The sequence below is a fragment of the Pseudogulbenkiania sp. MAI-1 genome (assembly GCF_000527175.1).
In the GTDB taxonomy this organism is placed as follows: domain Bacteria; phylum Pseudomonadota; class Gammaproteobacteria; order Burkholderiales; family Chromobacteriaceae; genus Pseudogulbenkiania.
Genome location: NZ_AZUR01000001.1, coordinates 1,824,498 through 1,847,068 on the forward strand (window position 1 = coordinate 1,824,498; position 22,571 = coordinate 1,847,068).

The 22,571-nt window shown below is 65.5% G+C and carries 25 protein-coding genes; 7 read left to right on the forward strand and 18 right to left on the reverse strand.

All coding sequences use genetic code 11. The features are described 5' to 3' along the window. Positions 1-28: 28 nt before the first annotated feature. From PSEMAI1_RS0108500 to PSEMAI1_RS0108510, 3 genes are all read right to left on the reverse strand, one after another. Positions 29-229, reverse strand: coding sequence for a hypothetical protein (locus tag PSEMAI1_RS0108500; RefSeq protein ID WP_024302459.1), 201 nt, complete (start codon positions 227-229; stop codon positions 29-31). Positions 230-364: 135 nt separating this feature from the next. Next, positions 365-1,243, reverse strand: coding sequence for a substrate-binding periplasmic protein (locus tag PSEMAI1_RS20550; protein ID WP_369793186.1), 879 nt, complete (start codon positions 1,241-1,243; stop codon positions 365-367). 75 nt (positions 1,244-1,318) lie between these two features. Then, complete coding sequence (locus PSEMAI1_RS0108510) at positions 1,319-3,133, reverse strand: alpha/beta hydrolase (protein WP_024302461.1); 1,815 nt, start codon at positions 3,131-3,133, stop codon at positions 1,319-1,321. 288 nt (positions 3,134-3,421) lie between these two features. Here PSEMAI1_RS0108510 and PSEMAI1_RS0108515 point away from each other — a divergent pair, with 288 nt between their 5' ends. Continuing rightward, positions 3,422-3,676 (forward strand): hypothetical protein, encoded by a 255-nt coding sequence (locus PSEMAI1_RS0108515; protein WP_029770569.1) that lies wholly within the window; start codon positions 3,422-3,424, stop codon positions 3,674-3,676. Positions 3,677-3,710: 34 nt separating this feature from the next. Here the strand turns inward: PSEMAI1_RS0108515 and PSEMAI1_RS0108525 are convergent, their stop codons facing one another. Further along, positions 3,711-3,992 carry a DUF1003 domain-containing protein gene (locus tag PSEMAI1_RS0108525; RefSeq protein WP_024302463.1) on the reverse strand — a complete coding sequence of 94 codons (282 nt, stop codon included), beginning with the start codon at positions 3,990-3,992 and terminating at the stop codon, positions 3,711-3,713. 216 nt (positions 3,993-4,208) lie between these two features. Between PSEMAI1_RS0108525 and PSEMAI1_RS0108530 the strand changes: the two genes are divergently transcribed. The 3 genes from PSEMAI1_RS0108530 to PSEMAI1_RS0108540 all read left to right on the forward strand — a co-directional run bounded on the left by PSEMAI1_RS0108530 (position 4,209) and on the right by PSEMAI1_RS0108540 (position 6,932). Beyond that, positions 4,209-4,520: a pyrimidine/purine nucleoside phosphorylase gene (locus tag PSEMAI1_RS0108530; RefSeq protein WP_024302464.1), complete on the forward strand. Its 312-nt coding sequence runs from the start codon at positions 4,209-4,211 to the stop codon at positions 4,518-4,520. A gap of 406 nt (positions 4,521-4,926) precedes the next feature. Beyond that, positions 4,927-6,234, forward strand: coding sequence for an L-fucose:H+ symporter permease (gene fucP, locus PSEMAI1_RS0108535; protein WP_024302465.1), 1,308 nt, complete (start codon positions 4,927-4,929; stop codon positions 6,232-6,234). A 335-nt stretch (positions 6,235-6,569) separates the two neighbouring features. Beyond that, positions 6,570-6,932 (forward strand): PA2779 family protein, encoded by a 363-nt coding sequence (locus tag PSEMAI1_RS0108540; protein ID WP_024302466.1) that lies wholly within the window; start codon positions 6,570-6,572, stop codon positions 6,930-6,932. Between the two features lie 45 nt (positions 6,933-6,977). On the opposite strand, the gene PSEMAI1_RS0108545 is transcribed toward PSEMAI1_RS0108540, so the two are convergent. Then, positions 6,978-7,883, reverse strand: coding sequence for a DMT family transporter (locus PSEMAI1_RS0108545; RefSeq protein WP_024302467.1), 906 nt, complete (start codon positions 7,881-7,883; stop codon positions 6,978-6,980). Positions 7,884-8,024: 141 nt separating this feature from the next. Between PSEMAI1_RS0108545 and PSEMAI1_RS0108550 the strand changes: the two genes are divergently transcribed. Continuing rightward, positions 8,025-8,975 carry an AraC family transcriptional regulator gene (locus tag PSEMAI1_RS0108550; protein WP_024302468.1) on the forward strand — a complete coding sequence of 317 codons (951 nt, stop codon included), beginning with the start codon at positions 8,025-8,027 and terminating at the stop codon, positions 8,973-8,975. Here the strand turns inward: PSEMAI1_RS0108550 and PSEMAI1_RS0108555 are convergent. Beyond that, a complete protein-coding gene (locus tag PSEMAI1_RS0108555) occupies positions 8,901-9,860 on the reverse strand; it encodes a helix-turn-helix domain-containing protein (RefSeq protein ID WP_024302469.1) in 960 nt (319 codons plus the stop codon). The genes PSEMAI1_RS0108550 and PSEMAI1_RS0108555 overlap by 75 nt on opposite strands. 147 nt (positions 9,861-10,007) lie before the next feature. Between PSEMAI1_RS0108555 and PSEMAI1_RS0108560 the strand changes: the two genes are divergently transcribed. Together PSEMAI1_RS0108560 and PSEMAI1_RS0108565 are read left to right on the forward strand one after the other, a co-directional pair. Continuing rightward, on the forward strand, positions 10,008-10,646 hold the full coding sequence (locus PSEMAI1_RS0108560) for a cysteine hydrolase family protein (RefSeq protein ID WP_024302470.1): 639 nt from the start codon (positions 10,008-10,010) through the stop codon (positions 10,644-10,646). 105 nt (positions 10,647-10,751) lie between these two features. Next, complete coding sequence (locus PSEMAI1_RS0108565) at positions 10,752-11,435, forward strand: ceramidase domain-containing protein (protein ID WP_024302471.1); 684 nt, start codon at positions 10,752-10,754, stop codon at positions 11,433-11,435. A gap of 27 nt (positions 11,436-11,462) precedes the next feature. On the opposite strand, the gene PSEMAI1_RS0108570 is transcribed toward PSEMAI1_RS0108565, so the two are convergent. The 12 genes from PSEMAI1_RS0108570 to cbiD form a co-directional block, all read right to left on the reverse strand. Next, positions 11,463-11,876, reverse strand: a complete 414-nt coding sequence (locus PSEMAI1_RS0108570; RefSeq protein WP_024302472.1) for a PaaI family thioesterase — start codon at positions 11,874-11,876, stop codon at positions 11,463-11,465. A gap of 48 nt (positions 11,877-11,924) precedes the next feature. Continuing rightward, positions 11,925-12,332 (reverse strand): hypothetical protein, encoded by a 408-nt coding sequence (locus PSEMAI1_RS0108575; protein WP_024302473.1) that lies wholly within the window; start codon positions 12,330-12,332, stop codon positions 11,925-11,927. Between the two features lie 148 nt (positions 12,333-12,480). Next, a protein-coding gene (locus PSEMAI1_RS21200; RefSeq protein WP_156943104.1) for an IS3 family transposase occupies positions 12,481-13,646 on the reverse strand; the annotation gives its coding sequence in 2 pieces (ribosomal slippage) (positions 12,481-13,382 and positions 13,382-13,646; 1,167 coding nt in all). 144 nt (positions 13,647-13,790) lie between these two features. After that, entirely contained in the window at positions 13,791-14,474 is a 684-nt protein-coding gene (bluB, locus tag PSEMAI1_RS0108590) for a 5,6-dimethylbenzimidazole synthase (protein WP_024302475.1), read from the reverse strand. Beyond that, complete coding sequence (locus PSEMAI1_RS0108595; RefSeq protein ID WP_024302476.1) at positions 14,471-15,775, reverse strand: cobyrinate a,c-diamide synthase; 1,305 nt, start codon at positions 15,773-15,775, stop codon at positions 14,471-14,473. The genes bluB and PSEMAI1_RS0108595 overlap by 4 nt, the downstream gene beginning before the upstream one ends. Before the next feature lie 3 nt (positions 15,776-15,778). Further along, complete coding sequence (gene cobO / locus PSEMAI1_RS0108600) at positions 15,779-16,381, reverse strand: cob(I)yrinic acid a,c-diamide adenosyltransferase (protein ID WP_024302477.1); 603 nt, start codon at positions 16,379-16,381, stop codon at positions 15,779-15,781. Between the two features lie 31 nt (positions 16,382-16,412). Beyond that, positions 16,413-17,540, reverse strand: a complete 1,128-nt coding sequence (locus PSEMAI1_RS0108605; RefSeq protein WP_024302478.1) for a GTP-binding protein — start codon at positions 17,538-17,540, stop codon at positions 16,413-16,415. Then, positions 17,537-19,090, reverse strand: coding sequence for a precorrin-3B C(17)-methyltransferase (gene cobJ / locus PSEMAI1_RS0108610; RefSeq protein ID WP_024302479.1), 1,554 nt, complete (start codon positions 19,088-19,090; stop codon positions 17,537-17,539). The genes PSEMAI1_RS0108605 and cobJ overlap by 4 nt, the downstream gene beginning before the upstream one ends. Before the next feature lie 25 nt (positions 19,091-19,115). Continuing rightward, positions 19,116-19,889: a cobalamin biosynthesis protein gene (locus PSEMAI1_RS0108615; RefSeq protein ID WP_024302480.1), complete on the reverse strand. Its 774-nt coding sequence runs from the start codon at positions 19,887-19,889 to the stop codon at positions 19,116-19,118. Continuing rightward, on the reverse strand, positions 19,886-20,692 hold the full coding sequence (gene cobM / locus PSEMAI1_RS0108620) for a precorrin-4 C(11)-methyltransferase (protein ID WP_024302481.1): 807 nt from the start codon (positions 20,690-20,692) through the stop codon (positions 19,886-19,888). Before cobM ends, PSEMAI1_RS0108615 begins: the two co-directional genes overlap by 4 nt. Next, positions 20,689-21,420: a precorrin-2 C(20)-methyltransferase gene (gene cobI, locus PSEMAI1_RS0108625; RefSeq protein WP_024302482.1), complete on the reverse strand. Its 732-nt coding sequence runs from the start codon at positions 21,418-21,420 to the stop codon at positions 20,689-20,691. Before cobI ends, cobM begins: the two co-directional genes overlap by 4 nt. Continuing rightward, complete coding sequence (gene cbiD, locus PSEMAI1_RS0108630) at positions 21,417-22,571, reverse strand: cobalt-precorrin-5B (C(1))-methyltransferase CbiD (RefSeq protein WP_024302483.1); 1,155 nt, start codon at positions 22,569-22,571, stop codon at positions 21,417-21,419. The genes cobI and cbiD overlap by 4 nt, the downstream gene beginning before the upstream one ends.

Consider the following 22,571-nt stretch of genomic DNA (forward strand, 5'->3'; position numbering starts at 1 on the left):
GCCGCTTTTTTGCGTGATGAATGCGCCCTCAGTGGGCATGCGTGTGATCGTGGCGGTGTTTCCAGTTGTCGAACAGCCAGGATATTCCCTTGATCACCCCGACCACGGCCAGCGCCGCCAGCAGGGCCAACGGAATCCACGGTGCGGAGACAAATAACACCACCGCCATGATGATGGCGATCATCAGTGCGCCAGTGTACCAGCCGCCCTGTTTACGTTGCGATTTCATGTTAATACTCCCCACCCTTGCAACAGCTTGCGCCTATCAATTCAGTCTAGCTCATGGGGCCGGCGATGGCAGGGTAGGGTAGCGAAGCGAATGGCCCGGCTTTCGGCGTCATCTTGAAGGCCACCCGGCGGGTGATCAGGGGTCGGGCTGCCAGTTGGCGTAACGCTGTTCGATCTTGGCCGCGGTGCCGTCGTTGATCATGCTGGTCAAGGCTTGCCGCAGGCTGACGATGACCGTATCCGGCGTTGTCAGGCTGCAGGCCAGGCCGCCGGTGACGCGGAAAAAGGTGTGGACCGGCACGATCTGCTTGGTTAGGCCCGCCTTGCGCAGCAGGTCGTTGCCCACCAGGCGGTTGGCGGCCCACAGATCGATGCGCTGGGCAAGGAGTTTGCGTGGATTGACGCTTTCCTCGATGGCGGTGTCGACGGTGAAGCCACGCTCTTTCAGGTAATCGTCGCGCACATCGCCGTTATAGGTGCCGATGACGTAGCGGCGGGCATCCTCCAGCGTGTCGATGTCGAACTTCCGGTTGGCCAGGCCGAACAGCGTCCAGTCGGCGTAGGTGGTGGGTTCGACCCACTTGAACAGCTTGTCGCGATCCGGGGTGTGCGCCGTGTTGAATACGCAGTGGTTGGGGAGGGTCTGGGCCATGGAGTAGGCGCGCAGCCAGGGCAGCACCACGATGCGGTAATCGATGTGGGCGCGAGCCATCATTTCCCGTACTTTGTCGGTCACCACGCCGGCAAGCTGCCCGTTGACCATCATCTGATTCGGAGGGTAATGCTCGGTAGTGAGCGTGAGGGATGGCAGCGGTTCGGCTTGTAGTGGCACCGAGAGGGAAAAGAGCGAGGTAATCAGTGCGGTTGCCGCTACGTTGCGCCTGATACGGCTGTCAGGGCCTGTCCTATTGCCCATTGTCACCCCTTGCATTATGAAATTGTCATTGTCGTTATGTGCTTTCAGCCTGCACAGGGTAAACAGGCTTGTCCCGACGCGCAACCGGATTCCTGTCATTTCTTTGCCGTGAATTTTTGTCGGCGGCGGGCGCTGGAACCCGCTACTGGCTGGCAGAAAGCGCTTATGTCCATCTCAGCATTCCAGGACGTAACGGCCGGGGGCGGCCTCCAGCGGCGGGTAGCTCCGCTCGGCCGCTCCCAGTGCCGGCGGCTTCGTCAATGCTCCGGAATGCTGTTGCAGCCAGGCGGCCCATGCCGGCCACCACGAGCCCACGACCGGTGCCGTGGCGGCAAACCAGGTTTCCGGAGCTTGGTAAGGGGTGTCGTTTGTGGCATGGGTCGACCGGTAGTGGCTGCCGTCGGAACCCGGTTCGCTGACGATGCCGGTGTTGTGACCGCCGCTGGCGAGCAGGAAGTGCACGTCGTCATGGGTGAGCAGATGGCTCTGGTAGACCGAGTGCCACGGGGCGACGTGGTCGGTCTCGGTGGCGACGACGAACAGCGGCAGGCGGATGTCGCGCAGCACGACCGGCCGTCCGCCGATAGGGTAGCGCCCCTCGGCCAGGTCGTTGTCGAGAAAGAGGCGGCGCAGGTATTCGCTGTGTATGCGACAGGGCATGCGCGTGGCATCGGCATTCCAGGCGACCAGCTCGTTCATCGGCTGACGCCGTCCCATCAGGTAGTGGTGAACCTGCCGCGACCAATTCAGATCGCAGGAGCGCAGCAGCTGGAGCGCCCCGTTCATCGTGTCGAGGTAGCCCTGTTCCCACATGAGGTCTTCCAGATAGCTGAGCTGGCTGTCGTCGATGAATTGCATCAGTACGCCTGTTTCGGCGAAATCGGTCTGGGCGGCCAGCAGCGTGGCCGAGGCGAGGCTGGCGTCGTGCTCGCGGGCCAGGTACGCCGCGGCGAGTGCCAGCAGGGTGCCGCCCAGGCAGTAGCCGGTGGCATGCACCGGGGTGTCCGGCACGATGGCGTGGATGGCGTTGAGCGCGTCCAGCACGCCGAGCTGCAAGTAGTCTTCCAGCCCCAGATCCCGGTCGCCGCTGTCCGGGTTATGCCAGGAGATCATGAATACGGTATGGCCCTGTCCGACCAGGTAGTTGACCAGCGAGTTGGTCGGGAACAGGTCGAGGATGTAGTACTTCATGAGCCAGGCCGGCACGATCAGGATGGGCTCGGGATATACCTGCTCGGTCTGTGGGGTGTACTGAAGCAGTTCGATCAGGCGGTTGCGGTAGACCACCCGGCCCGGCGTGAGGGCCACTTCGTGGCCCGGGCGGAAGGCTTCGGCACCCGGCGGCGGTTTGCCGCCAAGAGCATGTTCCCAGTCTTCGAGGAGGCAGCTCAGGCCGCCCAGCAGGTTCTGTCCTCGTTGCTGCAGGGTGGTTTGCAGGGCCTCGGGATTGGTGGCGATGAAATTGACCGGCGACATCATATCGAGCCACTGGCGGGCGGTGAACGCGACCATCCGTTCGTGGCGCCGGGAGACGCCAGCGATGCCGGTGGTGGCGTTGTGCCACCATTGCTGATTGAGCTGAAAGCCTTGCGCAATCAGGTTGAAGGGCCAGCGTTGCCAGGCATGGCTGGAGAAACGGGGGTCTTGCTGCAGCGGTTCGAGGCCGTCCCAGGCGGGCCCATCGGCTGAGCTTCGGAGGAACTGCCGGCCGAGACGGATCGCGTTGCGCAGCCCCTTTGCCCCTAGCTGGTGGCACTTGGCGGGGGAGAGGGCCAGGTGTATCGCCCAGTCGAGGCCGGCCAGCATCAGGCTGGCGGGTGCCATGCTCAGCGTGCTGCGTGCCAGCCGGGCGCGCAGCAGCCGGTCAAGGTGGTTTGGGGTGTCGGTCTCGTCGGGTTCCTGTCCGGCGGGGAGTTCTGCCGCCGTGTGGTCGGGCGGCGACTCGGTCGGCCCGCAGCATGCTGTCCAGTAGCGGAAGCCATGTTGCATGCTGTCGTACCACCATTGCCAGGGCCATGTTTCATATCGGGCCGGGCCGGTCGGCTCAGGGTGGGGCGGAACGGTCAAATCCACCCCCCGCATCATCTCGTTCATGTCGCAACGTCTCCCTGGGAGTGTCCGGGCCGAGTGCCCGCAGACACGATGGCGATGCTGGTTTTGGTTTTATAGTACGCGGCTCAAGGGGTGATGGTTGATACTGCTTAAACGATAAGGTTTATTTCTTGCGTTGCCGCCGGGCTTGCCCTAGCCTCGCTCGCTTTGAGGGAGGAAGGGCGCATGTTGATGCTGTTGGCGGCGAGAGTCGACCGCAATGACCATATCCTGATCAATGCCCGGTTGGACGGCTATCCGGCGCATTTTCACGTCGCCCCGGAGGCGATCGATGCGTGGCTCAGTTTGCCGTCGCTGGGGGTGGCCAATTCATTGGCCCTGCTGCAGAGCAACTGGAACCGTTTCGCGGCACCGCTGGAGCGGCTGGTGCGGCGCCATGGCAACGACTTCGTGGTGACTACGGAGATGCTCCAGCCCTGAATGCGGGGCGGCAGGGGGCTGCCGGTCGAGACAGTCAGGCGTTGCCGTCCTGGTGTTTCTCCGCCTCAGGCGCACCTGCGTCGGCCGGGCCGGCCTGTGCCACCCGTTGCTGGCGCTTGAGCTGCTCGAGATCGGACAGTATCTGCCAGGTCAGGTGGTCGATGCGCTTGTGCAGGCCGTCGATCGACGCTTCGGATTTCAGGTTGACCTCGAAGTCGCGGATCATCGTCATGCGGTCGCGTTCACCCAGGCCGCCCATGCCGGTGTGCAGCAGATGTTCCGCCAGATAGCGGATGTCACGGTTGTCCTGTTGCATGATGGGATTCTCCCGTGGCGTGGGTGTCGGGTGTGGGGCGCGCGGCACCTCTCTATCGATGATGCGCAATTCTCCCATAAGGCCTTGGCGCGAAATGTAAGCGTTCGTAACAGCGCTGTGGCCGGTTTCCTGCGTATTTGCCCCGGCTGGGAGTGTTCGCCGGCGCGGGTGCGCGTTACACTTTCAGCCTTTCACCAGAACACATAAGGACAAAGCATGGAACAGTTCGACAACGTCAGCGTCGTCAAGAAAGCCAACGTCTATTTCGACGGCAAGTGCGTCAGCCACAACCTGATCCTGGCCGACGGCACCAAGAAGTCGGTCGGCGTTATCCTGCCGGCCAAGCTGACGTTCAACACCGGCGCGCCGGAGATCATGGAGCTCCTGGCCGGCGAATGCCGCGTCACGCTCGCCGGCGAGACCGAGTCCAAGACTTACAAGGGCGGTGAGTCGTTCAACGTGCCGGGCAACAGCGCATTCGATATCGAAGTGGTCGACACCGTGCACTACGTCTGCCATTTCGGCTGATCTCTAAAGTAGCACCCAATGAAAAGGCGACGCGAGTCGCCTTTTTTGTTTTTGGCGCAGCGGGTGTCGTTCAGATTTACAAGCAACACAGTTGACGCGTAGTATTGCTACGTTTTTTCGCCGGGGGTGTTCTGGGTTCGGCCGGGTTTGGCCGGTCCTGAACGTGAAATTCCGGTTTTGATATGCGGTTAATGCCTGTTTTGTCGTGATATTTCAACGGGTGCTGTCGTTTTTTACCGGTTCTGGCACATCGGCCTGTCACAGGGGGTCGCGGTGTCGTATAACAAAATATCTGTAGCAATGCTACAAATCTGGCGAGAAAACCGCCGGCCCGTGATGCGGACGCTCACCGCGTCAGGCCGGATGACCGTAAACAGCAGAAAATAGTATGGATGGAACGACTGACATGTCTTCTCAGCTTGGCAATACCAACTACTCGCGCCCCCTGACGGTGCTCACCTCCTTGTTCTTCATGTGGGGCTTGATCACGTCGCTCAACGACATCCTCATCCCGCACTTGAAGGCGATCTTCACCCTGAGTTACCTGCAGGCGGCGCTGATCCAGTTCAGCTTCTTCACCGCCTACTTCGTGATGTCGTTCCCGTCCGGCTACCTGGTGGAGAAGCTCGGCTACAAGCGCGGCATCATGATCGGTCTGGCGACGGCGGGCCTCGGCTGTCTGTTGTTTTATCCGGCGGCCGGTGTCAGGTCCTACCCGTTCTTCCTCGGCGCGCTGTTCATCCTGGCGTCCGGCATCACGCTGTTGCAGGTGGCCGCTAACCCTTACGTCACCCTGCTGGGCAAGCCGGAAACTGCGTCCAGCCGGCTCAACCTGACGCAGGCGTTCAACTCGCTGGGTACCGCCGTCGGCCCGCTGGTGGGTTCGGTGCTGATCCTGGCGGTGGCGGTCAAGCCGGCGGCGGAGCTGAGCGGCCTGTCGCCCGAACAACTGGCGGCCTATAGCGCGGCCGAGGCGAGCTCGGTGCAGACGCCGTACCTGATCCTGGCGGCGCTGCTGTTCGCGCTGGCCGTGATCATCGGCTTGTTCAAGCTGCCGCAGGTGAAAGAGGCCGATACGCCGATCGACCAGCCGGCCGGCGGCGCCGTCTACCATGCCCACGATAGCGTCTGGGGCTACCGCCACCTGGTGCTGGGCGCGGTCGGCATCTTCGCCTACGTCGGCGCCGAGGTGTCGATCGGCAGCTTCCTGGTGAGCCTGATGGGCCAGCCGCAGATCGCCGGCCTGTCCGAGGCGGTGGCGGGCAAGTACCTGGCGCTGTACTGGACCGGCGCCATGGTCGGTCGCTTCATCGGCGGCGTGGTGATGCGCAAGATCAAGCCGGGCTATGTGCTGGCCTTCAACGCCCTGGTCAATGCGCTGCTGATCGCGCTGGCGATGAGCGCCGGCGGCCAGGCCGCGATGTGGGGGCTGATCGCCATCGGCCTGTTCAACTCGATCATGTTCCCGACCATCTTCTCGCTCGCCATCGAGGGTCTGGGCAAATTCACCGGTGAGGGGTCTGGCGTGCTGTGCATGGCCATCGTCGGTGGCGCCATCGTGCCGCTGGTCCAGGCCTTCTTCGCCGACCATATCGGCATCCTGTATTCCTTCATCGTCCCGCTGGTGTGCTACGCCTACATCGTGTTCTACGGTCTGAAGGGGCATTACGCCGACTTCACTGCGGCACAGAAGGTGGCGGCTGCCAAGCGCTAAGCGCTGCGGCAAGGCTCGCTTGAGGTAATGACGACGCCCGGTCCCGCGTTCTGCGGGGCCGGGCGTTGTCGTATCGGAAAGAGGCGCACGCTGACCCATCAGGGGCGAGAGCACGCCAGGCATCGCAGGCCGCCCTAGCGCCGCACCGACTCGTTGGTGTTGGCCATTCCCTTCCGGTCTGGCATGTGCGGACCGTCGATCGGTATCCATGCTTTGTGATTCTTATGGCATAAACGTGATGCGGCCGGATTGTCATTGCGCTGCCATGTGCCACACTGAAACAAGCGGGAAAGGGGCTCGCTCTCTGCTTACAGCTCTTGTTCAGGAGGTGTGAAATGACCGTTTCCGTTGCCAAATACGCCGGTACCGTGCTGCTGACATCGTGTCTAGCCGTAGCCCCGCTGGCCCAGGGGGGGATGATCTCGGCCGAACAGGCTGCCGCCGCACAGCAGGCCCAGCAAGCCCAAGCCGACCGCGAGAAGGTAAAGGCCTTCCTCGACCGTGCCGCCGTGCGTGACAAACTGCAGGCCCTGGGTGTGCAGGCGGCCTTCGCCAAGGATCGCGTCGACTCGATGACCGACGAGGAAGTCACCACGCTGGCGCAACGCATCGATACCCTCTCGGCTGGCGGCCGGCTCAGCAATTACGATCTGGTCGTGATCCTGCTGATCGTGCTGATCATTGCCATCATCGTGTAGTTCCTGTCTTATCCCACTTGGGGGCAACGCCAGCATGGGCGCGGCTCAGGCCGCCCGGCTGGCGGCGGGGAGCGCTGTGCGCCGTGCTGGCTGGCGGAACACCAGTACGTTGCCGGCCAACACCAGGACCAGCCCAGCCAGCGCCAGCGGCGTCCAGCGATAGCCTTCCAGCCATACCGAGACATTGAGTGCCACCACCGGGAACAGCACGGTGCAGTAGGCGGCGCGCTCGGGCCCCAGCCGTCCCACCAGCATCAGGTAGGCGGTGAAGCCGATCACCGAGCCGGGAATCGCCAGGTAGACGAGAGCGCCGAGGTAGCGCGGCGAGCTGTCGAGGGTAAGCGGCAGGCCGGCGGCAAGGCTGCCGGCGAGCAGGATGGTGGCCCCGGTCAGCATGGCCCAGGCGTTGGTGGTGAGTGGGGTCTGGCCCAAGGCCTGCAGCCGCGCTGAGAGCAGGTTGCCGGCGGAGAAGCAGAGCGTGCCCAGGATCGACAGTCCCAAGCCTGTCAGCATGCCGCTGTCGGCGTTGTGGCCAGCCAGTTGCGGCCAGAACAAGGTCACGATACCGGCGAGCCCCAGCGCACCGCCCGCCATCACTTGCGGGGAGATATGGCGCTTGAGAAACAGGCGTGCGTTGAGTGCGTTCCACAGTGTGGCGGTGGAAAACACCACCGCGACCAGCCCGCTCGGCAGGTAATGGCTGGCGTAGTAGAAGCACAGGAAGTTGCCGCAGAACAGCGTCAGCCCCTGGGCGGCGACCAGCCCGAGGGCTTCGCCGCGTGGCCGGCGCAACTGGCCGCGCCAGGCGAGGAAGGCGAACAGCACGGCGGCGGCGAGGAAGAAGCGGTAGGCGATGGAGAGCGGAATCGGCACCGGGCCCAGCTGTACCTTGATGGCGATCCAGGTGGTGCCCCAGATCAGCACGGTGGAGAGGTAGAGCAAGGCGTTCATGATACGGACTCCGGGAGGGGAACAGGCCTTCAGTGTCGCCTGCCTCGGCGCGGGACGATTGCACGTTCTTGCGCTTTTTTGGCGCGGTCTGGTGCCGGGCCCGCCGCCGGGCCGTACACTACGGGTATCGAGGAAACCATCATGCCCATTGCCACCCTCCCGGTTTACGAGACCCTGATTCAGACCAGTGCCGAGCTGGAACGCCTTGCCGCGCTCGGTGATGGCCTGTCGGCCGCGCTATGGCAGCGCAAGAAGCTGGAAGACACCGTCTACCGCCGCCCCGGCCACCACACCCTGTCGCTCTACCTGGAGGGCGGCTTTCGCATCATGCGCCGCGACTGTCCCGGCCTGCACGGCGCGCCGGACAAGCTGTGCATCCTGCCGGCCGAGCACGAGTCGGATTGGCGTATCGACGGGCAAAGCCGCTTTTTGCACCTGTATTTTTCGCCCGAGCAGTACGACGCCCTGGCGTTGACGCTGCTCGACCGTGACGCGCGCGATTGCCCGCTGCCGGACCTGACCTATATCGACGACCCGGTGCTGGTCGCCGCTTGTCGGCAGCTGGCGCGGCTCGATTGGGATAGCAGCGAGGGCCGACTTGCCGGCAACGCGCTCGGCCACGAGGTGCTGGCCCATCTGATGCTGACGCAGGCCGGGCGGCGCCGTGCCGTGGCGGTGAAGGGCGGGTTGGCGCCGGTGCAGCGCCGCCGCGTGCAGGAGTTGATCGAGTCGCGCCTCGACACGGCCTTGACTGTGGGCGAGCTGGCCGCCGAGCTGGCGCTGTCCGAGTACCACTTCGCGCGGATGTTCCGTGCCTCGTTCGGCATGGCGCCGCATGCCTGGATCCTGCAGCGTCGCCTGGCGCGCGCCCGCGAGGTGCTGGCGGGCAGCGACCTTGCGCTGGCCGACGTGGCGGCCGCCTGCGGCTTCGCCAGTGCCAGCCACCTCGCCAACCGCTTCCGCGCCGCGCTCGGCGTGACGCCGGGGGAGTTCCGGCGCTGGGCGGGCGTGGCTGCTTCAGGCGAGATGTCGGAAGGTACGCCGGTAGCCGGCCGGCGTGGTGCCGAACTGGGTGCGGAAGTGCTGGCGTAGCGACAGGGGGGAGCCGAAGCCGGCCGCCTCGGCCACGTTTTCGATCGGCAGGTCGGTGCTTTCCAGCAGGCGCTGGGCGAGCGCCAGACGTTCGGCGGTCAGCCACTGGCTAACCGTCATGCCGGTTGCTTCGCGAAAGCGGCGGGTGAAGGTGCGGCGGCTCATCAGCGCGGCATTCGCCAGGGTATCCAGCGACAGGGGCAGGGCTAGTCTTGCCCTGGCCCAGTCGAGGACTTCGGCCAGTTTTTCGTCGCGCGGCCGGGCCGGCAGCGGTTGTTCGACGTACTGGGCTTGGCCACCCTGGCGGTGCGGCGGCATGACCAGGCGACGCGCCACGCGGTTGGCGACGTCGGCCCCCAAGCGGCGGCGCAGCAGGTGCAGGCAGCCATCCAGCGCGGCGACGGTGCCGGCCGAGGTCATCACATCGTCCTCGTCGATATACAGCACGTCCGGTTCCAGCCGTACCTGGGGAAAACGGCGGGCGAACATGTCATTCCATCCCCAGTGGGTGGTCGCTCGACGCCCGTCGAGCAGGCCGGTATCGGCCAGGACGAAGGCACCCAGGCACAGCCCGACCAGCTTGGCCCCGCGGGCATGGGCGTGGCGCAGCGCTTCGGTCAGCGCTGACGGTGCCGGCCGTTCGGGGCGATTCCACGATGGCACGATGATGACGTCGGCGTCGGCCAGCGGCTCCAGGCCGTGCGGGATGTCGATCACCAGGCCAGTCGAGCTCGTCAGTGGGCCGGGACGTTCGGCGCAGACGTGGAGAGTATGGCGCGGCACACCCGAGGCCTCGCGGTCTTCGCCGAAGATGAGGGTTGGGACGGAGAGGTGGAACAGACTGATGCCGTCGAAGGCGACGATGGCCAGCTTGTCGGATGTCACGGGGTTTCCTGTCCGGTGCCGCAGAATGGCCCGATTCTAACCAATTATGTCATTTGGGCCAATGTCGGCGAAGAAGCCGAGGAGCAAGAATGATCGCCATGGCCGGGACGACTTCCGTTCCGCCTCCTTTTTGAACCGGAGAGAGACATGACTGCTTCCATCAAACGCGCGCTGATCGTCATCGATGTGCAAAACGAATACGTCACGGGCAACTTGAGGATCGAATACCCGGCGGTGGAGTTGTCGCTGAGCCATATCGGCCAGGCCATGGACGCCGCGCGTGCGGCGGGAATACCCATCGTGGTGGTACAGAACAGCACGCCGCCAGGCACGCCGATCTTTGCCCGTGGTTCAGACGGATGGGCGCTGCACCCGGTGGTGACCAGCCGCCCGGCCGATCATTACGTGGAAAAGAGCCTGCCCAGTGCCTTTGCCGGCACCGATCTGGAGAGCTGGCTGCGCGAGCAGGGTATCGACACGCTGACGGTGGTCGGTTACATGACCCACAACTGCGTGGATTCGACGGTGAAGCAGGCGTTGCATGCCGGGTTTGCCGTGGAGGTGTTGGACGATGCGACCGGCTCGGTCCCGTATGCCAATCGGGCCGGCCTCGCCAGCGCGGAGATGATCCATCGCACTTTCATGGTGGTGTTACAGTCCCGGTTCGCTAATGTGTTGGAAACGGCGACCTGGCTGGCGGTGCTGGAGGGGCAGCCCTTGCCGGAGCGCGAGTCGATCTACGCTTCCAACCAGCACGCCCTGCAAATGAGAGCGCGCATGGCCTGAGGCACGCAGGGTCTGTCGCGTTCCCTGTGGGCATGGCACGGTCACGGTGCTTTCATCAAGAATGGCTAGAGTACAGGGTTTCATCGCACTATCCGAGGTTGAGTCGTGGCTTATGTCGACCTTTACTGCGAGCGGATCGCGCCGGGTTTGCTCGGCGAGCCGATCAACACGCTGAGCAATCTGGCGTTTTTTGCCGCTGCCTGGTGGGTGTGGCGCCACGCTGCGATGGCGGGCGCCGGCGCGGGTCGGGCACGGTGGCTGGCGTGGTTGCTGGCATTAATCGGCGCCGGCAGCTTCACGTTCCATGCCTTCGCCACCGGCTGGGCGGAGTGGCTCGACGTGCTGCCGATCCTGTTGTTCCAGCTGGTGTTCCTGTGGCGTTATTTCCGAGACATTGCCGGCTGGCTGCCGCTGGCGACGGGGCTGTTTCTGCTGGGGTTCGTCGCGGCTGGGGTTGAGGCCGGGAATTATCCGCAATGGCTGAACGGTTCGTTGTCCTACCTGCCGGCGCTGCTGGTGCTGCTCGGCATCGGCGTCTGGCATCGACGGGCCGGGCTTGCAGGAGGAGGGTATTTGGTTGCCGCCGCCGCTACGTTCGCCGTGTCGCTGATGTTCCGGTCGATCGATAACGTGGTCTGTCCCGGCTTCACGGTTGGCACGCATTTCCTGTGGCATTTTCTCAATGCCGTGGTGCTGGCACTGGCGGTGCGGGGGTGGATGCTGGGGGTGTCGGCGTCGGCGGCGGGCCGCAGCGGCATTGTCGAGTACGGCCGGCAGGATACCGTGTAGGCTGCCAGTGTGCGGGCTGGGCTGGCGCTAGTCGCCGCCGATCTGCCCGGGCGTGCGAGGGGCCATCAGCTTGAAGGTGCCCATCGCCTTGGCGATCAGCTCGCCCGCCGCGTTGCGGATTTCGCCTTCGCAGAACACCAGGGAGGAGCCGGCGCGCAGCACCCGGCCTTCGCATTCCAGCACGCCGTTGGCGGGCTCCAGGAAGCTGACGTTCAAATCCACCGTCGCCACCCCGGCCGAGTTCGGGTGCGTGCCGCGGGCCGCGGCGGCCAGCGTGACGTCGAACAGCGTCATCAGCAGTCCACCGTGGCCGTTGCCGGCGGCGTTCAACAGCGGCGGGGTTAGTTCGACGCGCGCTCGTGCGATGCCGGGTTCGCGTTCGACGGCGACGATGCTGCAATGCTCGATGAAGGGGCTGTGGATGCCGAAGAAGTCGCTCATGGGTGGTTCCTGTCGTTCTGATCCGGTGGGTGGGAAGACTGGCCGAGCTCAGGGCTTGACACCGCCCGTCTTCAGCTGCTGGTAATCGCTCAAAACGCCGTCCGCCTGTTGCAGGATGTCGCGCAGGGTGTCGGCCGTGGTGAAATTGTCGAAGTTTAACGCCGGGTCGAGCGCCAGCAGGGCGCGGCGTGCGCTGGTGCAGACGTCTACCGCGGCGTTGAAGTCGGCCGGGCCCAGCACCTTGCCGTTACGGATCTTGCGGTAGTGTACCCGGCACATTTGCAGGTATTGGCGGGCGGTGTCGTGGGCGTCGAGCGCACCGGCGTTCTCCAGGTCGGTGAATGCCGCCATCAGCGCCTGGCAGGCTTGCTCGGCGCGTGCCAGGCGTTTTTCCTGCGCCAGCCTGGCGTCGCGGCCGGGCTTGGCCGTGGTGGATTTCTTGGGTTTGGCGGCCATGCGCTGACTTTCTGGTTGAGAGGGGCGCATTTTAACGTGCATTGCCCGGCACGGCACAGCAGGGCCGTCGCGGGGCCTCTTTAGAGTCGCTAACAAAACCCAGCACAGCGATCTTTGGGGTGTCCTGGCAAGAGCGGACAGCTCCGATTCAAGCGGCCTTGGCTGAATTCCAGTACTTCCGGGTAAATTCAGCCGGCGCCAAGTAGCCAAGCCGCGAGTGACGGCGTTGGCGGTTATAGAAGATTTCGATGTACTCCCTGATCGATGCCTCCGCCTCCGCCCGCGTTGCGTAACGGCGATGGTGGACGAGCTCGTTCTTCAACGTTCCCCAGAAGCTCTCTATCGGCGCATTGTCGAAACAGTTCCCCTTGCGTGACATCGAGCTATGCATCCTGAACTGCGTCAGCAAATCCCCGTAGGCCTTGGCGCAGTATTGGCTGCCACGATCCGTATGGTGGATCAAGCCGGCCGGCGGCCGCTGGTGCTGGACCGCCCGGAACAGCGCCTTGCTGACCAGTTCGGTCGTCATCCGCGCGCCCATCGCATAGCCAACGATCTCGCAGCTAAACACATCCTTCAGTGCCGCTAGGTACAGCCAGCCCTCGTCCGTCGGGATGTACGTTATATCACCCGTCCAGACCTGATTCGGGCGGGGCGGCTCGAACACCTGACCCAAGACATTCTCCGCGACCGGCAACGAGTGGGCCGAATTGGTGGTCGCCTTGAACTTGCGCTTCTGCCGGCACCGGATGCCTATCTGGCGTCGTAAACGGTCGATGCGATCACGCCCGGCCTCAAAGCCCATCGCCGCCAGTTCTGGCTGCAAACGGCGTACGCCATAGGTTTCCCGTGTTTTGGCATGTGCCGCCCGGATCGCCACTTTCAGCCGCTCGTCCTCTTGTTCTCGCTCAGATGGAGAACGTCCACGCCAGCCATAGTACCCAGCACGGGACACCGCTAGAACCCGGCAGGCCACCACCACCGGGAATAGGTTTCGGTGCTCTTCTATCCACGCGTACCGGGCAGTGATGCCTGAGCAAAGTACGCTGCAGCTTTTTTTATGACGTCTCGCTCCAGGCGTGCCTCTGCCAACTCCTTGCGCAGCTTGGCGTTCTCTGCTTCCAGCTCCGTGACACTGCGCGCCCCCGGCGCCGGTTGGTCACCGCCAGACCTCGCCGCTACAACCCAGTTAGCCAATGTACCCTTGGGGATACCCAGCCGCCTGGCCGCCCCTTCAAGGCTGAGCCCTTGCTCAAGTACCAGCTTTACCGCCTCAGAACGGAACTCTACTGGATATGTCTTTCTGGTCTTCATTTCACACTCCCGATTGTCAATGGTAACAATCGGAACTGTCCGCGGGAATCAGGCTACCCCACTTGGCTAGGCGTGCGGCCGCAGACAGTACAAGTAGTACGGCAAGGCCGCACAACAACGCCAAGAGGTTTTTGTTAGCGGCTCTTAGCAGACCGGGGCATCGTCGTGCCGGTCGGGTTCTGCTAGCGCCTCATGGCGCCAGCCGTTTTCGAAAACCAGTTCTTCCAGCGGCCGGCGGTGGGCCCAGTGTTCCTGTTCCAGCATCGGTTTTTCGTAGAAGGCGTCGACATGGCCGAGGCAGAGGATGGCGATTGCCTTGGCGCCCGGCGGCAGTTGCAGCAGTTCGCCCAGCGCCGCCGGATCGAACAGCGACACCCACCCGAGGCCGAGGCCTTCGGCGCGGGCGGCGAGCCACATGTTCTGGATGGCGCAGGCGACGGAGGCCAGGTCCATTTCCGGCAGTGTGCGCCGGCCGAACACGTGGCGTTCGCGCCCGTCCATCAATGCCGCCACCAGCACCTCGCCGCAGTCGAGAATGCCTTCCACCTTGAGTCGCATGAATTCGTCCTGGCGCTCGCCGAGTGCTTCGGCTGTGCGCACCCGTTCGGCTTCGACCAACGCATGCATCTGTCGGCGCAGTGCCGGATCGCTGATGCGGATGAAGCGCCACGGCTGCATGAAGCCGACGCTGGGCGCGAGATGCGCCGCCTGCAGCAGGCGGGCGAGCAGTTCGGGGTCGACCGGGTCGGGGCGGAAGTGGCGCATGTCGCGCCGTTCGCGGATGGCGCGGTAGACGACGGCGATGTCGGTGTCGCTGTATCGATTCATGGTGTGAACAGGCGTGCCGTGGCGATGGGGTTGGACGGGAAATAGGCGTGTAGATAGCTCGCCACGATGCTGCCGTGGCGGTAGACCGCCTCGCCCGGTGCCGTGCCGCTGGCACGTCGGGCGTGGGTCAGCGGGGCGAGCGGGGTTTGCAGGCTGGTGTAATGGAAGGTGTGGCCGCGCAGCGTCTCGCCGTCGAGTTCCACCGATTGCAGGCCGAGCCCGGCGAGGCGCCGGCCCAGCGTGGCGTGGCCAGGCAAGATCCCGAGCAGGGAGCTCGTGTTACCAGCCTTGTCGGTGAGGGCGTCGAGCAGGTAGAGCATGCCGCCACACTCGGCGTAAAGCGGCTTGCCGGCGGCAACGTGGGCACGCAGGCTGGCTGCGGTGCGTTGGCTGGCGGCCAGCACGTCCAGATGCAGTTCCGGATAGCCGCCCGGCAGGTAGACCGCGTCTGCCTCCGGCAGCGCATCGTCGGCCAGCGGCGAGAAGAACGCGAGCTCGGCGCCCAGCGCTGCGAGCAGTTCCAGATTGGCCGGGTAGATGAAGGAGAAGGCCTTGTCGCGGGCGATGGCGATCTTCACGCCGGTTAGCAGCGGTGGCACTGATGTGGCCAAGGCGGGCTGGAAGGCGACGGCGGGGGGCAGTGCGGCGAGGTCCGTCGCGGCAATTTGCGCGGAGGCCTGCTGCAGTCGCGCTTCCAGGTCGTCGATTTCCTGCGCTTGTACCAGCCCCAGGTGGCGCTCCGGCAGGGTCATGGCGTCTTCGCGCATCACGGTGCCGAGGCAACGTAAGTTGGGTGGTAGGGCTTGCCGCAGCATCTCGGCGTGGCGCGCGCTGGCGACGCGGTTGGCCAGTACGCCGTAGAACGGCAGGCCGGGGCGGAAGCTCGCGAGACCGTGGGCGACGGCGGCGAAGGTCTGCGCCATGCCGGTGGCGTCGATCACCGCCAGCACCGGCACGCCGAAGGTCTGCGCCAGATCGGCGCTCGACGGCGTGCCGTCGAACAGGCCCATGCTGCCCTCGATCAGGATCAGGTCGGCATCGGCTGCCGCGTCGTACAGCCGCTGGCGGCAGTCGGTCTCGCCGGTCATCCACAGGTCGAGCGAGTAGACCGGGTGGCCCGATGCCTGTTCGAGGATGTAGGGGTCGAGGAAGTCCGGCCCGGTCTTGAATACCCGCACCTTGCGGCCCTGATCGCGGTGATGGCGCGCGAGGCCGGCGGTGAGCGTGGTCTTGCCCTGGTGCGAGGCCGGGGCGGTGAGGAACAGCGCCGGGCAGGAGCGGGCTTTCGGCTTGTTGGGCATGGCTTAAAACTCGACGCCCTGCTGCGCCTTGACGCCCTGTTCGCGGTAGGGGTGTTTGACCAGCTTCATCTCGGTGACCAAGTCCGCCGCCGCGATCAGCGCTTCGGGCGCGTGGCGGCCGGTGACGACCACGTGCAGGTCGGGCGAGCGGGCGGCAAACACCGCCAGCACTTCGTCGAGAGGCAGGTACTCGTACTTCAGCACCACGTTGAGCTCGTCGAGGATCACCATGTCGTATTCACCACTCTCGATCATGCGCCGCGCCTCGTCCCAGCCCTTGCGCGCGGTGGCGATGTCGGCGTCGCGGTTCTGGGTGTTCCAGGTGTAGCCCTCGCCCATGGTGAGGAAGTCGCAGTTGTCGAAGCAGCCCAACAGGTCGCGCTCGGCGGTGTGCAGCGCGCCCTTGATGAACTGCACTACGCCGAGGCGCATGCCGTGGCCGACCACGCGCAGCCCCATGCCGAAGGCGGCCGAACTCTTGCCCTTGCCGGTACCGGTGTTGACGATCAACAGCCCCTTTTCCTTGGTGGCGGCGGCCTTCTTCTTCTCGAAGCCGGCCTTGCGCCGCTCGGTCATGCGCTGGTGGGAAGTCGGGTCGGTTTTCATGATGGATTCCTCACTAAATCAATTGCGTGCTTCAGCGCCACACCGTGCCGGTCAGCTGACACAACTGCTCCACGATGCGCGGCCGGCTCGGGTGGTAGCCGATGAACACCAGTTGCGCCTGTTTTGCCGGTGCCGCTTCGGATTCGTGACGCAGCTCGATGCGGCTGCGCACGCCCTGCACCAGCAGGCGGCCGTCACCGCCGAGCGGCGAGGCAAAGCCCTTGATGCGCAACAGCGGCTCGCTGCGGGCGATCGCGGCGACGGCCTCACGAAGCGTCTCGGCGTCCTGCGCTTCCTTGCTGCGGATCATGAACGATTGCCAGCCCGGATCCTGTTCGTGGAAGTGCTTGTGCGTCGTCAGGCCGTGGCTGTGTGCGCCGAGGCCGCTGTGGCTGTGGCCGTCGAGCAGTCCCTGGTCGGCGAGCGGGCGCATGGTCAGCCCCGGCATGGTCGACACCGGGCCGTAGTGGCGGTGCGCGGTGTTGGCCGGTTCGTGCAGGTGCAGGCCCAGTGTCAGCCGGGTATCGAGCTTGGCCTCATAGGCAAGCTCGATGAAGCGGATCGACGGCGCCAGCTCGCGCACGCGGGTTTCCGCCGCCAGCAGCGCCTCGTCGTCGAGTTCGTCAATCTTGTTCAGCACTACGATGTCGGCGTTGGAGAGCTGCATTTCGAACAGCTCGGCGATGGAGGCGTCGACGGCCTGTTCGCCGTGTGCGCCGGCCTGGCCGAAGCCGCCGTCCAGCAGCAGCGGGGTGTCGACCACGGCCAGCGTGGCGTCGAGCACGAAGTAGGGCGCCAGGGCCTCGCCCTGCAGCCGTTCCATCACCGCGCTGGGCAGGGCCAGGCCGGAGGTTTCGATCAGCACGTGGTCGATCAGGCTGCGGCGCTGCCACAGCGCCAGCATGGTCGGCAGGAAATCCTCGTCGTCGTCGTAGGCCACCAGGCCGTTGGACAAGTCGTGGATTTCCACGTCGCCGTGTTCGCCTTCGCCGCCTTCGCCACGCAATAGGGCGCCGTCGATCGACACCTCTCCGAATTCGTTGACCAGGATAGCGAGACGCCGCTGTTTGCTGTCACGAATCAGGTTCGACAGCAGCGTGGTCTTGCCGGCGCCGAGAAAGCCGGTGACGACGGTGACTGGGATACGCGCTTGACTCATGCCGGTTGGCCCTCTTGTTGGGTGGGCAGCGCGGCCAGCACGCCGGCAAAGTCGGACGCCATCGCCGGGTAGTCGAGCACGGGGCGGTCGACCACGATCAGGGGAATATTCAGCGCGGCGGCGGCGGCGGCCTTGGCGCCGTAGCCACCGGCATCGCCGGATTGCTTGGTCACCACGCAGTCAATGCCCCAGTCGCGCCACAGCGTTTCGTTGGCGGCCTGCGAGAACGGGCCCTGCATGGCGAGGAGGTGCGCGCGCGGGATACCGAGGTCGATGGCGCGCTGCAAATGCTGCAGGTCCGGCGCCAGGCGCACGAACCACTGGCGCTCTTTGGCGCCCTCGGCCTTGACGAAGGCGGCTAGGTCCTTGGAGCCGGTGGCGAGGAAAATGCGCTGGCCGCGCTGCATCGCCAGCTGCGCGGCCTCGGCCATGGTCGCCACGTGTTCGGCGGGGTGGCTGTCGGCGGCGCTCGGGCGCTCGTAGCGCAGGTAGGGCAGCGCGAGTTCCTGTGCCAGCTCGATCAGCTGCTGCGACATGTCGCTAGCGTAGGGGTGGGTGGCGTCGACGATTACCTGCGCACCGCTGTCGCGCAGCAGTTCGCGGCGGCGCTCGATGCCGAGACGGCCAGCGACCGTGGTGAGGCCGGGGCAGTTCTGCTCGACCAGCTCGGCGCCGTAGTCGGTCGCGCTCGACACGATGACTTCACGGCCCGTCGCGGCGATTTCGCGCGCCAGGGCGTTGCCGTCGCTGGTGCCGGAGAACACCCACACCGCAGAGTGCGGCAGCGCGGCGGCCTTGACGGTGTCAGGTGTGTCGTCCCAGTTGCCATAGCCGCGCGGCGAGAAGATCCAGTTGCGCTTGCGTTTGGTGAAGCGGTTGCCGATCACGAGGCTGGTCAGCATGTTGAAGCGGCGCGTGCGCAGCTCGGCCAGGGTGACGACCTCGACGGTCTGGCCTTCGCGGTAGGCGTTGTGCACGATGCCGCACAACGTCTCGGGGCGCTTGTGTTCGAGCATGATGTCGAGGATGCGGTAGACGCCTTCCTGGCGCTGCTTGCTCTGCACGTTGTAGAACACCGCGGCAAGGTCGGCCTCGGCGATGTGGCGCGCACGCTTCTCGATCCACTCCCACGGGCAGAGCAGGTCCGAGAGGCTCAGCGTGGCGAAGTCGTGCGACAGCGGTGCACCCAAGAGCGAGGCGCAGGCGTTGGCCGAGGTGATGCCGGGGATGAGCTGCACGTCGAAGGTGTCGGTTTCAAGCATGTCCTCGTAGGCGAGCGTGGCCATGGCGTAGATGCCGATGTCGCCGCTGGAGATCAGCGCCACGGTCTTGCCGGCGCGCGCCTGTTCCAGCGCCAACTGGGCGCGGTCGCGCTCCTGCGTCAGCGGCAGGGTGCGGATGTCCTTGCCGGAAATCCACGGGGCAATCCAGGTGAGGTAGAGGTCGTAGGACACGATCACCTCGCTCGCGGCGAGGGCGTCCTTCACCATCGGCGGGATCAGCTCGGCGGTGCCGGGGCCGACGGAGACCAGGTAGAGTTTGCCGTTCATCAATGCTTTCCGTATGTCTGTTCGGTCATGACGCCGTGGCGTCATGCGGGTAATTGGTAGGGCGGTCTTCGACCACGGCGACGGTGACGCCATCGAGCGCGGTCTTGGGCACTATCAGCCGGCCGCGCGGGCTGGCGATCAGCGCGCAGGGCTCGCACACGCCGGCCACGCCGACGTTTTGTTGTACCCAATCCGAGGATTGGCCGACCCAGGCGCGGGCGGCAACGTCGGATTGGGCAATCACGCGCAGCGGCAGGCCGTGGCGGGCACAGAATGCCAGCAGGCCTTCTTCGTCGGCCTTGATATCGATGGTGGCGACCTCGCGCACGTCGGCCAGAGTGCGGTCGGCCAGTGCGGCGTTCACCGCGCGTTCGATGTCGTCCGCAGACTTGCCGCGCCGGCAGCCGATGCCGAGCGTTAGCGGTTTCAGCGCCTCGGTGGCGGTGGTGACGGCGGGGGTCGCTCCCGTCAGCCGCGCCACCTCGTAGGCCAGCGCGTTGGCGCCGCCCTCGTGGCCGGATAGCAGCGGGATGGCGAAGCGCGCCGCCTCGTCCAGCACCACCACGGCCGGGTCGGAGTACTTGCTCGCGGGCAGGCCGTCGAGATAGCGCACGGCGATGCCGGAGGCCATCACCGCCACCCAGCGGCGGTGCTGGTGGAAGGCACGGCGGAATTGCTCGCGCGGGCTCTCGTCCGGGGTGAGCCAGGGCTGGTACAGCGTGGCGCCCAGCGCTTCGGCCAAACGTTGCCCGAGCGGCAAGGCGTCCGCGCGCACCAGCCAGATGGCGGTCTCGCTCACACCGCGTCCTTCGCCTTGCGCTTGCTCGGGCGTGGCGTCTTGCGGTCGGTACCGTCGCGGAAAATGTGGGTGAAGCCGGCCGCGTAGAGGCTCGACTCCACGCCGCCTTCCTGCGACAGTGCGCGGCCGACCAAGAGCAGCGTGGTCAAGAGCCAGTCCTTCTGCTTGACCTCGGACATCAGCTTGGAGAGCGTGCTGCGGTGGATGGCCTGATCGGGCCAGCTCGCTCGCCGCACCAGCGCCACCGGGGTGTCGGCCGGGTAGTGCAGCAAGAGGTCGGCGATGGTCTGCTTCAGGCGCTGGCCGGAAAGGAAGATGCACATCGTCGCTTGGTGTTCGGCGAAGCGGGCGATCGATTCCAGCTCCGGCACCGCCGAGGCGCGGCCGGAGACGCGGGTCAGGATGATCGACTGCGACACGGCGGGGCGGGTCAGCTCGCTGCCCAGCGCGGCGGCGGCAGCGGTGAACGAGGACACGCCGGGCACGATCTCGTAGCCGATGCCGAGCGCCTCCAGCCGGCGCATCTGCTCGGCGGTGGCTCCGTAGATCGCCGGGTCGCCGGAGTGCAGCCGCACCACGTCCTTGTCTTCGGCCTGGGCACGGCGGTACAGCGCCTCCTGCTCGTCGAGCGAGAGCTCGGCGGTATCGAAGATTTCGGCGTCGGGCCGGCAGTGTTGCAGCATCTCGGCCGGCACCAGCGAGCCGGCGTATAGCACCATGGGCACGGCGCCCAGCAGGCGGCTGCCGCGCAGTGTGATCAGGTCGGCGGCGCCGGGGCCGGCGCCGATGAAATAGACTTTCATGGGTGGCGTTTCTCGCGGGCGTTTTTGCGGATCAGCATGGTGGCGAGGTAGCCACTCGCCTCTGCGGTCAGGGTGGAGACGTCGTCGCACAGCACTTCGCCGGGCAGGCCGATGCGGCGTGCGAAGGCGCAGTGGCGGGCGATGTCCATATCGTTCAACAGACTCAGCACGTCCGGCAGGCGCGCGCCGATCTTCATCAGCACCACGATGTCGTGGCTCTCGATGTCGGTGCGCAGCTCGGCCATGTCGTCCGGGCAGGGCAGGATCAAAATCCGTTCCTTGCCTTCGCCCAGCGGCCAGGACAGCGCCGAGGCGGTGGCGGCGAAGCTGGTGACGCCGGGGAAGGTGGTGTGCGTGAGCCTGGGCAGCTTGTCACGCAAGGCCGCCAGCAAATAGCCGTAGGTGGAGTAGGTCATCGAGTCGCCGATGGTGAGGTAGGCGACGTGGAGCCCGGCCGTCAGCTCGGCGGCCACCGCTGCGGCCAACTCGCCGTAGTGGCTGGAGAGCACGCTGCGGTCCGGGTCCATCTGGAATTCGATTTCGCGGAATTTTTCGTCCGGGATGGCGAGCCCGGCCAGGCACTGGCGCGCGACGGAGACTTCGCTGCCACGCGCGCGCGGCAGGTAGATCAGGTCGGCGTTCTTTAGTGCTTCCAGCGCCGCCACCGGGATCAGCCCGGCCGGTCCCGGTCCGACGCCGACGCCGGTGAAATGACCAAGCGCGCTCATGCGGCTTCTCCCGTTGCTTCATAAGCGGCTTCGCCGAGCGGCGTGCCGTCCATGCTGAACAGCCGCACCGCCACGCGCTCGACGCTGGGCACCTTGGGCGCCATCAGCGCGGCGACGCGACGCTCGATTTCCATCCAGTAAGCGCGCGCGCCGGCTTCGTTGCGCACGATTTGCACTACATTTTCCACGGTATTGGCTTTCTCGATTTGTTCCACGAGTTCGGCGGCGAAGCCGAGCTCGGCGGCCACGGCGGCGACGGAGCCCATCGCCATGCCGCTCTTGCTCGAATGGGTGTCCCACACGCCGTCGAGCAGCTTGGCGATCTTGCCGGGGTGGCCCAGCACCCACAGCGTGCCAAGCCGGGCCTGTTGTTCTTCCAGCGTTTGCTGGGCGTAGTCGAGCGAGACGCCGACGAAGTTGGCGATCTGCACCACTTCCTTCTTTTCCAGCCCCAGCGTGTCGGCGGCATAGCCACGCCCGATCTTGCCGGGAGTGAAGGCGATGGCAGCAGGGCTATGGCCCAGCGCCACGCGGATGTAGACCTCGATCGAGGCCATCCACGCGGCGAGCGACATCGGCTCGACGATGCCGCTGGTGCCGAGGATGGAGATGCCGCCGACGATGCCGAGCATCGGGTTGAAGGTGCGCTTGGCGATCTTGTCGCCGTCGACGCAGCCGATGGCCAGATCGAAGCCGGGGTCGGACTCGCCCGAGAGCACCTCGTCCACTGCCCAGCGCATCATCTGGCGCGGCACGGGGTTGATCGCCGGTTCTCCGGGCGGAATGCGCAGCCCCGGCTGGGTGACGGTGCCGACGCCGGCGGCGGCGATGAAACGCAGCGCGCCCGTGCCGTTGACCGACACCTCGGCAAAGATGGTCGCCCCGTCGGTATTGTCAGGGTCATCACCGCCGTACTTCAGCACTTCGGCACGCACCGCGCCGCTGTCCAGCCGTTCCACCTTTTCCACCGGCACCACCAGGTAGTAATCCGGGTCCGGCAGGCTGACCTCGACCTCGCGCACCACCTCGCCGCACAGCAGCAGCGTCAGTGCCGCCTTGACCGCCGCCGTGGCGCAACTGCCGGTGGTGCGGCCGCGGCGCAGGCCGTTGGGGGCCGGCGTGGCGAGGTCGTAGGGGCGGCGGGCGCTCAT

Coding starts and splice junctions, on each gene's coding strand:
- PSEMAI1_RS0108500 (WP_024302459.1), bottom strand. CDS start 229: ATGAAATCGCAACGTAAACAGGGCGGCTGGTACACTGGCGCACTGATG.
- PSEMAI1_RS20550 (WP_369793186.1), bottom strand. CDS start 1,243: ATGACAGGAATCCGGTTGCGCGTCGGGACAAGCCTGTTTACCCTGTGC.
- PSEMAI1_RS0108510 (WP_024302461.1), bottom strand. CDS start 3,133: ATGCAACATGGCTTCCGCTACTGGACAGCATGCTGCGGGCCGACCGAG.
- PSEMAI1_RS0108515 (WP_029770569.1), top strand. CDS start 3,422: ATGTTGATGCTGTTGGCGGCGAGAGTCGACCGCAATGACCATATCCTG.
- PSEMAI1_RS0108525 (WP_024302463.1), bottom strand. CDS start 3,992: ATGCAACAGGACAACCGTGACATCCGCTATCTGGCGGAACATCTGCTG.
- PSEMAI1_RS0108530 (WP_024302464.1), top strand. CDS start 4,209: ATGGAACAGTTCGACAACGTCAGCGTCGTCAAGAAAGCCAACGTCTAT.
- fucP (WP_024302465.1), top strand. CDS start 4,927: ATGTCTTCTCAGCTTGGCAATACCAACTACTCGCGCCCCCTGACGGTG.
- PSEMAI1_RS0108540 (WP_024302466.1), top strand. CDS start 6,570: ATGACCGTTTCCGTTGCCAAATACGCCGGTACCGTGCTGCTGACATCG.
- PSEMAI1_RS0108545 (WP_024302467.1), bottom strand. CDS start 7,883: ATGAACGCCTTGCTCTACCTCTCCACCGTGCTGATCTGGGGCACCACC.
- PSEMAI1_RS0108550 (WP_024302468.1), top strand. CDS start 8,025: ATGCCCATTGCCACCCTCCCGGTTTACGAGACCCTGATTCAGACCAGT.
- PSEMAI1_RS0108560 (WP_024302470.1), top strand. CDS start 10,008: ATGACTGCTTCCATCAAACGCGCGCTGATCGTCATCGATGTGCAAAAC.
- PSEMAI1_RS0108570 (WP_024302472.1), bottom strand. CDS start 11,876: ATGAGCGACTTCTTCGGCATCCACAGCCCCTTCATCGAGCATTGCAGC.
- PSEMAI1_RS0108575 (WP_024302473.1), bottom strand. CDS start 12,332: ATGGCCGCCAAACCCAAGAAATCCACCACGGCCAAGCCCGGCCGCGAC.
- bluB (WP_024302475.1), bottom strand. CDS start 14,474: ATGAATCGATACAGCGACACCGACATCGCCGTCGTCTACCGCGCCATC.
- PSEMAI1_RS0108595 (WP_024302476.1), bottom strand. CDS start 15,775: ATGCCCAACAAGCCGAAAGCCCGCTCCTGCCCGGCGCTGTTCCTCACC.
- cobO (WP_024302477.1), bottom strand. CDS start 16,381: ATGAAAACCGACCCGACTTCCCACCAGCGCATGACCGAGCGGCGCAAG.
- PSEMAI1_RS0108605 (WP_024302478.1), bottom strand. CDS start 17,540: ATGAGTCAAGCGCGTATCCCAGTCACCGTCGTCACCGGCTTTCTCGGC.
- cobJ (WP_024302479.1), bottom strand. CDS start 19,090: ATGAACGGCAAACTCTACCTGGTCTCCGTCGGCCCCGGCACCGCCGAG.
- cobM (WP_024302481.1), bottom strand. CDS start 20,692: ATGAAAGTCTATTTCATCGGCGCCGGCCCCGGCGCCGCCGACCTGATC.
- cobI (WP_024302482.1), bottom strand. CDS start 21,420: ATGAGCGCGCTTGGTCATTTCACCGGCGTCGGCGTCGGACCGGGACCG.
- cbiD (WP_024302483.1), bottom strand. CDS start 22,571: ATGAGCGCCCGCCGCCCCTACGACCTCGCCACGCCGGCCCCCAACGGC.